11 protein-coding genes are annotated in these 11,434 nt (G+C 63.9%); 4 read left to right on the top strand and 7 right to left on the bottom strand.

All coding sequences use genetic code 11. From position 1 onward, the window contains the following. The first annotated feature begins 474 nt into the window (after nt 1-474). On the top strand, nt 475-1,884 hold the full coding sequence (locus K7H91_RS15020; RefSeq protein ID WP_230721082.1) for an MATE family efflux transporter: 1,410 nt from the start codon (nt 475-477) through the stop codon (nt 1,882-1,884). 25 nt (nt 1,885-1,909) lie between these two features. On the opposite strand, the gene K7H91_RS15015 is transcribed toward K7H91_RS15020, so the two are convergent. Together K7H91_RS15015 and K7H91_RS15010 are read right to left on the bottom strand one after the other, a co-directional pair. Then, the gene (locus K7H91_RS15015; protein WP_230721081.1) at nt 1,910-3,334 is read right to left on the bottom strand and encodes an FAD-binding oxidoreductase; all 1,425 of its coding nucleotides are present in this window, start codon (nt 3,332-3,334) and stop codon (nt 1,910-1,912) included. Further along, nucleotides 3,335-4,318 (bottom strand): L-threonylcarbamoyladenylate synthase, encoded by a 984-nt coding sequence (locus tag K7H91_RS15010; protein ID WP_230721080.1) that lies wholly within the window; start codon nt 4,316-4,318, stop codon nt 3,335-3,337. A gap of 67 nt (nt 4,319-4,385) precedes the next feature. Between K7H91_RS15010 and K7H91_RS15005 the strand changes: the two genes are divergently transcribed. From K7H91_RS15005 to K7H91_RS14995, 3 genes are all read left to right on the top strand, one after another. Continuing rightward, a complete protein-coding gene (locus tag K7H91_RS15005) occupies nt 4,386-4,754 on the top strand; it encodes a RidA family protein (protein ID WP_230721079.1) in 369 nt (122 codons plus the stop codon). Nucleotides 4,755-4,868: 114 nt separating this feature from the next. Beyond that, a complete protein-coding gene (locus K7H91_RS15000; protein WP_230721078.1) occupies nt 4,869-6,113 on the top strand; it encodes an aromatic ring-hydroxylating oxygenase subunit alpha in 1,245 nt (414 codons plus the stop codon). A 4-nt stretch (nt 6,114-6,117) separates the two neighbouring features. Continuing rightward, nucleotides 6,118-7,200, top strand: a complete 1,083-nt coding sequence (locus tag K7H91_RS14995; RefSeq protein WP_330166011.1) for a hybrid-cluster NAD(P)-dependent oxidoreductase — start codon at nt 6,118-6,120, stop codon at nt 7,198-7,200. A 3-nt stretch (nt 7,201-7,203) separates the two neighbouring features. On the opposite strand, the gene phnN is transcribed toward K7H91_RS14995, so the two are convergent. From phnN to K7H91_RS14970, 5 genes are all read right to left on the bottom strand, one after another. Further along, entirely contained in the window at nt 7,204-7,773 is a 570-nt protein-coding gene (gene phnN / locus K7H91_RS14990) for a phosphonate metabolism protein/1,5-bisphosphokinase (PRPP-forming) PhnN (protein WP_230721077.1), read from the bottom strand. Nucleotides 7,774-7,777: 4 nt separating this feature from the next. Then, nucleotides 7,778-8,917, bottom strand: coding sequence for an alpha-D-ribose 1-methylphosphonate 5-triphosphate diphosphatase (locus K7H91_RS14985; RefSeq protein WP_230721076.1), 1,140 nt, complete (start codon nt 8,915-8,917; stop codon nt 7,778-7,780). Continuing rightward, complete coding sequence (locus K7H91_RS14980) at nt 8,914-9,684, bottom strand: DUF1045 domain-containing protein (protein WP_230721075.1); 771 nt, start codon at nt 9,682-9,684, stop codon at nt 8,914-8,916. Before K7H91_RS14980 ends, K7H91_RS14985 begins: the two co-directional genes overlap by 4 nt. 131 nt (nt 9,685-9,815) lie before the next feature. Further along, entirely contained in the window at nt 9,816-10,349 is a 534-nt protein-coding gene (locus K7H91_RS14975) for a GNAT family N-acetyltransferase (RefSeq protein WP_230721074.1), read from the bottom strand. Between the two features lie 123 nt (nt 10,350-10,472). Next, complete coding sequence (locus K7H91_RS14970) at nt 10,473-11,228, bottom strand: Bax inhibitor-1/YccA family protein (RefSeq protein WP_230721073.1); 756 nt, start codon at nt 11,226-11,228, stop codon at nt 10,473-10,475. Between the last annotated feature and the right edge of the window lie 206 nt (nt 11,229-11,434).

Below are 11,434 nucleotides of genomic sequence, written 5' to 3'. Positions count from 1 at the left end.
CATATGGCGTAGCAGCTTGCTCCCAATACTCTCTCCGCTGGCGGGAGAGATGCCCCGAAAGGGGCAGTGAGGGTGGTGAAGCGTATCAAATCGTGAGGGCGTTCGCGGGGATGGACTCTCCCCTCACTGTCGCTTTCGCGACATCTCTCCCCTCCGGGGCGAGAAGATTGGGGGGCTATGCGACAAAGTCATATGCGACAGTCCTGCCTCAAGGGGGAGACTGGGGCTGAGAGGTTCTCGAAAGGAAGAGCATAGGCAACCCGGTCTGCTTGCCAACACGCTTGACTTGCGACCATCACGCAGGCTAATTGCGCGCGGTTGCTGACGCCTGCCGCCCGCGCGCCTCAAATGGCGATGGTGAAGTCAGTTCCGACTTCGGTTTTTCGTGTTCTCGACGACACTCGAAGCTTCCGGCAATGCGGGTACCGAGCATGGTCGCTCCGGCGGCGTGAGTGTCCTTGAAGGGCAACGAAAATGTCTGACGTCGTTTCGCCGCGGGCGAACCCCTATCTTTCCGGCCCGGTCTGGCCGCTGTTTCTCAAGACCGCCGCTCCCATTGTTCTGCTGATGCTTGTCAGCGGGCTCTACACCATTGTCGACGCGATCTTTCTCGGCCTGCTGGTGGGGCCCCGCGCGCTGGCCGCCGTCACGCTTGTCTTCCCGATCTTCATGGCGGTGGCCGCGCTGTCGACGCTGGTTTCCTCCGGCATGGCCTCCATTCTGGCCCGCCGGCTCGGCGCCGGCGATGATGACGGCGCGCAGGCGGTGCTGCAATCGGCGATGATGCTGTCGCTGCTCGTTGCCGTGCTGCTGATGGCATTCTATCTCACGCTCGGGATCAGGCTTGTCGACTGGTTTTCCGAAGGCGACGCCGCGCTGGCGGCCATGGCGAAGACCTATCTGGCGTTTGTGATTTTCGGCAGTCCGCTGCAATTCGTGATCTCGATCCAGGGCGATGCCCTGCGCTCGGAGGGCAAGCCGGGGGTGATGGCCGGGATCGGCGTCCTGGTCACGCTCGCCAATATCGGCTTCAACTATGTCTTGATCGCCGGCCTTGGCTGGGGCGTTGTCGGATCGGCGATCGGCACGCTTGCGGCGCAGGCGGTGGCCATGGGCGTCGTCATCTGGCTCCGGCTTTCCGGGCGGACCCCGCTTGCGCTCGCGCGCCGCACCGGTCACCGGCTGACGGAGGCGTGGCCGCGCATTCTGGCGCTCGGCCTGCCGCCGTCTCTCGGGCTTGCCGGCACCAGCCTTTCGGCGGGCTGCTACATTATCGGCATCGGCATATGGAGCGGCGACAACCACGATGTCGCGATCGCCGCCTATGGCATCGCCTCGCGGCTTCTGACTTTCGCCTTTCTGCCGCTCCTGGGGCTGAACTTCGCCTGCCAGTCGATCGTCGGCAATAATTTTGGGGCGCATCTGTTCGGCCGATCAGACCGGACGCTGCTCGTCGGCCTCGCCACGGGACTTTGCTACGGGGTGGCGGTCGAGCTCGCGTTTATCGTCGGTGCAAGGCCGATCGCCGCGCTGTTCGTGACCGATCCGGCGGTGATCGCCGAGGCGGTCCATATCGTGCGGATCGTGACCGCCGCCTATGTCCTCGTCGCGCCGCTGATGGTGCTTGCCGGCTATTTCCAGGCGCTGGGCATGGCCAGCCGGGCGGCGGCGATCACGCTCGGGCGGACCTATGTGTTCACCCTGCCGCTGATCTTCATCCTGCCGTTCATCTTCGGCGAAACGGGATTGTGGATGGCCGCGTCCATCAGCGATCTCGGCATGCTGGCGATCGCGATCACGGTCCTGTGGCTGAACCGGCGCAGGGCGCGACTTGGCGTGTTTTACGGACACCGGGAAACCGCGATCGCGGCGGAGGCGGTCTGAACCGCCCCAAAGCCGCGGGCGCGTGTCAGGCCTTCAATACCTTGTCCGGGTTCATGATGCCGGCGGGATCGAAGGCCTTCTTGATCCGCTGCATCAGCTCGATCTCGATCGGCTCGCGAATGCGCGCCAGTTCGTCGCGCTTCAGCCGGCCGATGCCGTGCTCGGCGGAGATCGAGCCGCCATGGGCAAGCACGATGGCGTGGACGATTGCGTTGACCTCGCCCCAGCGCGCCAGGAAGGCCGCCTTGTCAGCGCCTTCCGGCTGCGAGATGTTGTAGTGGATATTGCCGTCGCCGAGATGGCCGAAGGCGCAGATGCGCGCGCCCGGCACGGCCGCCATCACCGCGGCATCCGCCTCGTGCAGGAAGGCCGGCACGGAGGAGACCGGGACCGAGACATCGTGCTTGATCGAGCCGCCCTCCGGCTTCTGCGCCTCCGACATGGTTTCGCGCATATGCCAGAGTTCGGTGATCTCGGCCTCGGACTTGGCGATCACGGCATCTTCGACAAGACCCTGCTCAAAGGCCTCTTCCAGCAAAGCCGTGATCATGGCGTCGGCCGATTGCTGGCTGTCTGAGGTCGAAACATCGATCAGCGTGTACCATGGATAAGGGCTCGACAGCGGATCGCGCGCGCCCTCGGTATGCTTCACCGTGAAGGCGAAGGCCATATGGGCCATGAGCTCGAAACCGGTCAGCGCGGAGGCGCAGCGGTTTGCGGCAAGGTTGAACAGGTCCAGCGCCTTTTCGGGCGAAGTGACCCCGGCAAACGCCACCTGATGGCCCTTAGGGCGCGGAAACAGCTTCAGCACCGCGCCGGTGATGACGCCGAGCGTGCCTTCCGCGCCGATGAACAGGTCGCGCAGGTCGTAGCCGGTATTGTCCTTCTTCAGCGATCGCAGCCCGTTCCAGATCTCACCGGTCGGCAGCACCACTTCAAGGCCGAGGCAGAGATTGCGCATATTGCCATAGGCGAGCACCGCCGTGCCGCCGGCATTGGTCGCAAGATTGCCGCCGATGCGCGCCGAGCCTTCAGCGCCGAGCGACAGCGGGAACAGCCGGTCATTGTCGGCCGCCGCTTTCTGCGCCTCGGCGAGGATCACGCCGCCATCGACTACCATGAAATTGCCGGCGGTATCGATCTTTCGGATACGCGTCATCCGTTCCAGCGAGAGTACGATGTCGCAGCCCTCCTCACGCGGAACCGCGCCGCCGACATGGCCGGTGCGTCCGGAAGCGGGCACGACAGGCGTCTTGGTCTCACTTGCAAGCTTCATGATCGCGGCGACCTCGGCGGTCGAGCCGGGCTTCAGCACAAGCGCCGTCGCGCCATGGTAGAGCCCGCGAGTTTCGGTGAGGTAGGGCGCGATGTCCTGGGGTTCGGTGAGGGCGTGGCCGGGGCCGACGATTTCGGCAAAGCGGGCGATCAGGTCTTTCTCAGGGCCGGTCATTCAGTCGTAGTCCTTGGGGCGGGGGGCCGCGGCGCGGGCAAGCCGGTCGTTGATCGCCTCGCCAATGCCATCATGCGGTATGGGCGTCACGGCGATCGCGCTGGCGCCGCTCTGGTCGGCCTGTTTCATCACGTCGTAGAGCCGGCTTGCCGCCTCCGCCGTGTCGGCGGTCTTGGAGAGCTGCAGCGTGACATGGGCGGCCGCGGCATTGTCGATCTCGGGCGCGCCGAACATGATCAGCGCCTCGCCTGGCTCGACATGGGTGGCATTGAGGCGGACGGTGGCGTTCGGCGCGTAATGCGAGGCCATCATGCCGGGCGCCTCGATCGCGCCGGGGGCGGCAGGCCGGGTCACCGAAAGCCCCGTCAGCCGTTCGACCGCCTCGGCGGGGATGCCGCCGGGTCGAAGCAGGGTGATGGTCTCGCCCTCGACTTTTAGGATCGTCGATTCGACCCCGACGATCGCGGGGCCCGCGTCGATGATCAACTGCAGCCTGTCGCCGAGATCGGCCTCCACATGGCCGGCCGTGGTCGGGCTCAGCCGGCCGGAGCGGTTGGCGCTGGGGGCGGCGAGCGGGCGGCCGGTTTCGGCGATCAGCCGACCGGCAAAGCCGCGCGGCACCCGGACGGCCACGGTGGCAAGCCCGGCGGTGGCCGCGGATGCGATCCCCGCATCCGGTTTCAGCGGCAGCACCAGCGTCAGCGGACCGGGCCAGAAGGCATCGGCAAGCGCGCGCGCGAGCGGCGAGAAGTCGGCATAGCGTTCCGCCATTGCAAGGTCGGCCATGTGGCAGATTAGCGGATTGAAGGATGGCCGGTTCTTGGCGGCGTAGATCCTGGCGATCGCCTCCGCATCTGTGGCGTCGGCGGCAAGGCCGTAGACGGTTTCGGTCGGGATCGCGACCAGTTCGCCGGCGATCAGCAACCGCCGACCCTCCGCCAGCGCAAGCTCTTCTTCCCGGCTGATATCGATGATCCGCGCCATGGTATTCCCGCCCTTCCTGTTCCATCATCGTTTAAAACAACCCAAACGCTGAACAAAGGATTTTCTGATGCGACGGATTTTCTCGGGCGGAATTTACGAGAAGAAGATCGGCTATTGCCGCGCCGTGGTGGCCGGCGGCTTCGTGCATGTGGCCGGCACCACTGCACAGGGCGCGGACAATCCGGGCGATGTCGAAGGCCAGTGCCGCTCGGCATTGGCGGCGATCGAAAAGGCGCTCGGAGAGGCCGGCTCGAGCTTTGCCGATGTCGTGCGGGTCACCTATTACCTGCCGCATGCGCCGGATTTCGAGGCCTGCTGGCCGCTGCTCGCCGCCACCTTCGGCGACAACCCGCCGGCGGCGACCATGATAGAATGCGGCCTGATCGACCCGAAATACCGGATCGAGATCGAGGTGACGGCGCTGGCGCGCGGGTGACGGGCAAAAGACGCGTGTCGTCTTTTCCGAAAGTCATGTCGTGAATGGAATGCATGCCGAAGGGCGCGGGTGATTAAATGATAGTTATTGCCCGTCTTCGCCCCGGAGGCCGCCATGACGATACGCCAGAAGATGCTGGAAGAGCTGAAGAACCGCCGCGACGGTTTCACGCTCGCCCGGCCGTTTTATACCGACCCGGACTATTTCCGCGTCGACATGGAGAATTTCTATTATCGCGACTGGCTGTTCGTCGCCCATGACTGCGAATTGCCGCGTCCGGGCAATTACCTGACGATCCAGATCGGCGATTATTCCGTAATCCTCACGCGCGGGCGCGACAAGCAAATCCGGGCGCTGCACAATTCCTGCCGCCATCGCGGCTCGCGCGTCTGCTCCGCGGAAAAGGGCACCACCGCCAAGCTCGTCTGTCCCTATCACCAGTGGACCTATGACCTCGACGGCTCGCTGCAATATGTCCGCCATATGGGCGAGGATTTCGACAAGGCGCAATACGGTCTCAAGCCGGTCCATTGCGAGAGCATTGAGGGCTACATCTTCATCTGCCTCGCCGATGACGCGCCCGATATCGCGCCGCTGAGGGAGAAGATCACGCCCTATATCGCGCCGCATAACATCCGCGAGACCAAGGTCGCCTTCAAGAGCTCGATCATCGAGAAGGGCAATTGGAAGCTCGTCTGGGAAAACAATCGCGAGTGCTATCACTGCGCCGCCAATCACCCGGAGCTTTGCCGCACCTATCCCGAGGCCGCCTCCGTCTCCGGCGTGCAGGGGATGATGGATGATCCGGAAATCCAGGCGCACTGGGCGCATTGCGAGGCGGCGGGCCTGGAGGCAAGGTTCTTCCTCAATCCCGATGGCCAGTTTCGCATTGCCCGCATGCCGCTGATTGCGGGCGCGGAAAGCTACACCATGTCGGGTCAGCGTGCGGTCAGGAAGCCGATGGGGCCAAAAACGGCTGCAGCCAGCATCGGGACGCTGCTTCTGTTTCATTACCCCACCACCTGGAACCACTTCCTGGGCGATCACGCGATTTCCTTCCGGGTGCTGCCGCTCGGGCCGGAGGAAACCGAGGTCACCACCACGTGGATGGTGCCGAAGGATGCGGTCGAGGGGATCGACTACGATCTGGAGGAACTGACCCATGTGTGGACCTTTACCAATGACCAGGATCGCCAGATCGTGGAGGAAAACGCGCGCGGCATCCGCTCGCCCGCCTATGAGCCCGGTCCCTATTGTGAAGAGGATGAGGGCGGCGTGATGCAATTTGTCGAATGGTACGCGAACACCTCGATTTCGCGGCTTTCCGACACCGCCGCGCCGCTGTCGATCGTTGCCTGACATGATGAAGCCGCAGCCCTTCAAGCATATCGACGAGATGGTGCCGTGGAATGGCCGCGAGCATATGCTCGAATGCGTGGCCTGGACGCCGGAAGCGCCGGACGTGATGACCTTCACCTTCAAGGCGGAGCAGGAAAATATCTGGTTCCGCTATATGCCGGGCCAGTACATCACGCTGGAGCTGCCGGTCGGCCCCGAGCCAGTTCTGAGGACCTACACGATCTCCTCCAGCCCGACCCGTCCCTTCACCATCGCGGTGACGGTGAAGGCGCAGAAGGACAGCATCGGCACGCGCTGGATGTTCGAGAACCTGCATCCCGGCATGAAGCTGAAGGCGATCGGCCCGCTTGGCGATTTCTCCTATGTCACCAAGCCGGCGGAGAAATACCTGTTCATCTCGGCGGGCTCGGGGATCACGCCGATGATGTCGATGACGCGCGATCTCGGCGACCGCGATCCCGACACCGATATCGCCTTCATCCATTGCGCCCGTTCGCCGAACGACATCATCTTCCGCTGGGAGCTGGAGTACAAGGCGCGCTACATGCCGTTCTTCAATCTCGGCTTCATCGTCACCGAGCTGGAGCGCACCCAGCTCTGGTCCGGGCTGAAGGGTTTCATCGACCGCGCCAAGATCGCGCTGCTGGTGCCGGATTTTCTGGAGCGTCGGGTGTTCTGCTGCGGGCCGGACCCGTTCATGGCGACGGTCCGGGATTCGCTCGAAAGCTCCAGCTTCGACATGGAAAACAACTATTTCCAGGAGACCTTCAAGCCGGAAGCGCCGACGCCTGCCGTGTTCGTGGGCGAAAGCGCGGACGAGGACAGGCGGCTGGTGATCGAATTCGCCGATTCGGGCGTACGCGCCGAGGTGCCGCCCGGCTTCACCATTCTCCAGACCGCCCGCAATGCCGGGGTCCGCATTCCCGCCGCCTGCGAGAGCGGCATCTGCGGCACCTGCCGCACCATGTGCAAATCCGGCAAGGTCGACATGCAGCACAATGGCGGCATTCTCGATGACGAGATCGAGGAGGGCTATATCCTCGCCTGCTGCTCGCGCCCGCTGACCGATGTCGAGGTCGAGGCCTGACGTTCAGGGCTCGTTGGCTGCAAGGCTTTCCCTGATAAGCGCGACCAGCCGTTCGCCGGCAGCTTCAAGTGTCCCGGAATTGTCGATCGTCACCACATCGAAATCGCCGTGGACCGCCATGGTCGAGCGGGCCAGCCGGGCTGCGATCTGGTCGGCGCTTTCGCGACCGCGCGCGGCAAGTCTCGCGGCAAGGATTTCGGGCCGCGCGGTGACGTTGACGACGGTGAGCCGGGCAAAGGCCGCGCGAAAATCATCGAGTGCCTTGCGCGAACCGTTGCAGAGCGCCACCCCGCCATTGGCGACGAAGGCGCGGTGTTCGGCCGGTATACCGTAATCCAGGCCATGCGCCGACCATGAAGCCGCAAAGCCGCCCGCGGCCTTTTTTGCCGCGAAGGCGTCCGGCGCCATCGTGTCGTGGATTTCGCTGTCGTGGTCGCTCGGCCGGGTGATCACCCGGCGCACCACGGCAAAGCGCGGATGGCTTCGAAGGGCGGCGGCCGCGTAGTTGATCACGCTGTCCTTGCCGGCTCCGCTCGGACCGACCACGACAATAATCCTGCCCGGCTCTGCCATTCGGTCAGGCCACCCGCTTGCCCGCCCGCCAGACCGCGCGGGTCACCGGCGCGCCGGAGGGGCGATGGACGCGCACAATATCTGCCCTCAGACCCGGCGCGATCCGTCCGCGATCGTCGAGCTTCACGGCTCTCGCCGGCGTCGCCGTCACCATCTTCAGCGCGCGCGGCAGGCTGATCGTCTCGACCGTATCGGCGAGGATGAATGGCGCGTAGAGCAGGCTGAAGGGCACGTAATCCGACGACAGCACGTCCAGCACGCCGCGTTCGGCCAGATCGCGCGCGGCGATATTGCCCGAATGCGACTTGCCGCGCACCACATTGGGCGCGCCCATCAGCACCGACATTCCCGCCTTGTGCGAGGCGTTCGCGGCCTCGAGACTCGTCGGAAACTCGGCAACCGCAACGCCATGGCCGATCGCCTCTTCCACATGGGCAAGCGTGGCGTCGTCGTGGCTGGCAATGGCGATGCCGCGGGCGGCGCAGTGATCGGAGATCATCTGCCGGTGCGGGCCGGCATATTTTTCCGACTGGCCCTGACGCTCTGCAACGAAGGCGGCGAAGGCCTCATCGGAAAGCCCGCGCTTCGGCTTGTAGAAAAGCTCGTATTGGGAAAGATCGGTGAACTGCCGCTGGCCGGGCGCGTGGTCCATCAGCGATGTCAGTCTGACATGCGGATCGTTCTCGAAGCCGGCGAAATGCTCCATGACATTGGCGGCGGAAACCTCGCAGCGCAGATGCAGGAAATGCTGGGCCTTCAGCCGGTTCTCGCGCTCGGCCTGCTGGATCGCGTCGGCCATGTCGCGCATCTCGCCGAGATCGAAGCCGTCGTCGCCGTCGGAACCCATGCGCAGGCAGTCGAAAACTGTGGTGATGCCCGACGCGATGATCTGGCCGTCATGGGCCTGAACGGCCGCGATCTTGTCCCAGCGCACGCCGGGACGCGGCGAATAATGGCCTTCGAGATGATCGGTATGAAGCTCGATCAGGCCGGGGATCAGGTAGTCGCCCTCCATGTCGTCGCCATGGCGGGTCGGGTGTCCCGAAATGTCAACGATTTCGCCGTCGCGCGCCAGGAGCGCGCCGTGCACGATCTCGTCCTCAAGCACGATCCGCGCATTGGTGAAAACGGTTTCGGCGCTCATTCCTCGGTTTCTCCGGCCCCAGTCTCGCTCGTCCCAGTTTCCCCCATCACTGTCTCGTCGGCCCCGAAAAGCGTGGTTTGGCCGCCCGTCAGCGGCTGCCAGCGGCGGATCACAAAGGGCGCGCCGCGCCGCTCCTCCATGAACAGCCCGAGCCCGGAAATTTCAAGCGGCTTGCCGACAAAGGGGGCGAAATAATCCTCGATCGCGGTCTCGATCACATGCATGTCGGTGCCCGTCACCGGCCCGGTCAGCGTCATGTGGAAGCGGAAGTCATCGAAGACATAAGGGTAACCCCAGCGCTCCAGATTGTCGCGCTCCGTCTCGCTCAGTTCCTCCGGCTTGCGCCGGGCGATCTCCTCATTGGCGAGCGGCGCGCGCATCGGCTCGAAATAGCGCACCACATCGGCGGCGAAATCCTGCAGCATCTGACTTTCTCCAGCCGGAACGAGGGCGTGGAACTTGCCGAGCTTGCCGAGCTTCAATTCGGGTATGTCGAATGGACTGTGCTTGCGGCAGAACACGTCAAAGGCGGCCTCCAGCGCTGCCGGCGTGGCATTGTCGGCAAGCCGGAACGGTGCCTTCAGCGTGGCGTGGAAGCCATAGCGGGCGGCGGCCGCGGTTACGGCGCTCATCCGGCCGGCGGCGAGCGCGATACTGTCTGGAAACGGCCGTTCCTCGCCGGCAAAGGCGTCGTAGCCGAGCCAGCGGCTGGCGGCAATCGTCAGGGGATGGTCGATGGCGGGAGTGAAATAGATGGCGTAGCGCAAATCGTTTTCCTTGCCCGAAATGAAGGGAGGATGAGGAAAGTGCAGGGATTCGTCCGTCTTTGCAAGGCGTCCCGTCTTCTTCAATGCGCGGCCCGAGCGGAAGGTTCCGCCGGCGGCGATGTCACACGCGGTCAAAGCGATAATGGCAGCGGGTCGCTCCGGTTCCCCTCGCCAAGCGGGCGCTGCATGAATACCGTGTCCAGCCATTTGCCGTGCTTGAAGCCGGTGCCCGTCAGCCGGCCGGCCTCGGTGAAGCCGAGCGCTGTATGAAGCGCGATCGAGGCCGGGCTGGCCCCGCCGATGACGGCCACCATCTGGCGGAAGCCGCGCGTCTCGCACTCCGTTACCAATTGCGACAGCAGGCTTTTGCCGACGCCCTTGCCGCGCGCCTCTGGCGAAAGATAGACCGAATTTTCGACCAGCCAGCGATAGGCCGGACGGGTGCGAAAGGCGCTGGCATAGGCATAGCCGATCACGCGATCGCCCTCGGTCGCGGCGAGATAGGGGTAGCCGGCGGCGGTGATCGCGGTCATCCGCGCTTCCATTTCCTCCCGGCTCGGCGGCTCCAGCTCATAGCTCGCCACCCCGTTCAGCACGCATTCGGCATAGATTTCGGTGATCGCGGAAAGATCGGCGGGGGAGGCGGGGCGGAGGGTGGCGGTCATGGTCCGGGTCGGGGCAGGTGGAAAGGTAACGGAAACGATAATCCGCTTTCGGCTCGCAGGGAAGCGGGCATGAAAAAGGCGGCCCGAAAGCCGCCTTGATCAGATTGATATCCTCGATCGGGATCAGTTCCGGTTGCCGAGCAGGCGCAGCAGGAACAGGAACATGTTGATGAAGTCGAGGTAGAGCGTCAGCGCGCCCATCACCGCCTTGCGGCCAGCCACTTCATGGCCGTCGCCTTCATAATACATTTCCTTGATCTTCTGCGTGTCCCACGCGGTCAGGCCGGCGAAGATCAGCACGCCGAGAACCGAGATCGCGAAGCCGAGCGCGCTCGACTGCAGGAAGATGTTGACGATCATGGCGATAATCACGCCGAACAGGCCGATCACCATGAAGGAACCCATCGCCGACAGATCACGCTTGGTGGTGTAGCCGTAAAGCGACAGCGCGCCAAACGAGGCCGCGGTGATGAAGAAGGTCTGGACGATGCTCTGGCCGGTATAAACCAGGAAGATCGTCGACAGCGAAATGCCGGTCAGCCCGGCATAGACCCAGAACGCGGTCTGGGCGGCGGCGACGCTCATCTTGTTGATGCGGAACGCCAGAAAGAAGAAGGCGATCAGCGGAGCGAACATGACGAGCCACTTCAGCGGCGAGGCGTACATGACCTGACCGAACTGGGTAAGCTGAACCTGGCCGCTGGCATCGCCCGATACCGAGGCCGTGAAGATTCCGTAAGCCGCGATGCCGGTGATCACGAGGCCGAGAGCCATGAGATTGTAGACGCGCAGCATGTAGGCGCGCAGTCCCTGATCGATTTCAGCACTCGCCTGGGCTCCCGCCTGAGCGTGGTTCTGATAGTTGCGAAGATCAGCCATTGAGTTCCTCTAAAAAAGCCCCTCGTTGTTCACGGTGTCGGGCATCGCCGCAAGGCGACAGCCCAGGCGCCGCTGGGGGGCTCCAGCAAGCCTGGCGATAATATGAGGGGAATGGCAACGCGATACAAGGCATATCCGTTTGGAATCCGTCGGCAAATCCTCAATTTTTCGTAAGAAACGCGCCGGCGGCCTGCAAAACAGCAATC

It is taken from the genome of Martelella mediterranea (assembly GCF_021021415.1).
In the GTDB taxonomy this organism is placed as follows: domain Bacteria; phylum Pseudomonadota; class Alphaproteobacteria; order Rhizobiales; family Rhizobiaceae; genus Martelella; species Martelella mediterranea_C.
Note: the sequence above shows the minus strand (reverse complement) of the source record. Positions and strands in the feature narration are given on the sequence as shown.

What these genes read in the sequence shown, in the direction of transcription:
- K7H91_RS14975 (WP_230721074.1), bottom strand. Translation starts at nt 10,349, where the DNA reads ATGACCGCCACCCTCCGCCCCGCCTCCCCCGCCGATCTTTCCGCGATC.
- K7H91_RS15020 (WP_230721082.1), top strand. Translation starts at nt 475, where the DNA reads ATGTCTGACGTCGTTTCGCCGCGGGCGAACCCCTATCTTTCCGGCCCG.
- K7H91_RS15010 (WP_230721080.1), bottom strand. Translation starts at nt 4,318, where the DNA reads ATGGCGCGGATCATCGATATCAGCCGGGAAGAAGAGCTTGCGCTGGCG.
- phnN (WP_230721077.1), bottom strand. Translation starts at nt 7,773, where the DNA reads ATGGCAGAGCCGGGCAGGATTATTGTCGTGGTCGGTCCGAGCGGAGCC.
- K7H91_RS14970 (WP_230721073.1), bottom strand. Translation starts at nt 11,228, where the DNA reads ATGGCTGATCTTCGCAACTATCAGAACCACGCTCAGGCGGGAGCCCAG.
- K7H91_RS15005 (WP_230721079.1), top strand. Translation starts at nt 4,386, where the DNA reads ATGCGACGGATTTTCTCGGGCGGAATTTACGAGAAGAAGATCGGCTAT.
- K7H91_RS15015 (WP_230721081.1), bottom strand. Translation starts at nt 3,334, where the DNA reads ATGACCGGCCCTGAGAAAGACCTGATCGCCCGCTTTGCCGAAATCGTC.
- K7H91_RS14985 (WP_230721076.1), bottom strand. Translation starts at nt 8,917, where the DNA reads ATGAGCGCCGAAACCGTTTTCACCAATGCGCGGATCGTGCTTGAGGAC.
- K7H91_RS14995 (WP_330166011.1), top strand. Translation starts at nt 6,118, where the DNA reads ATGAAGCCGCAGCCCTTCAAGCATATCGACGAGATGGTGCCGTGGAAT.
- K7H91_RS15000 (WP_230721078.1), top strand. Translation starts at nt 4,869, where the DNA reads ATGACGATACGCCAGAAGATGCTGGAAGAGCTGAAGAACCGCCGCGAC.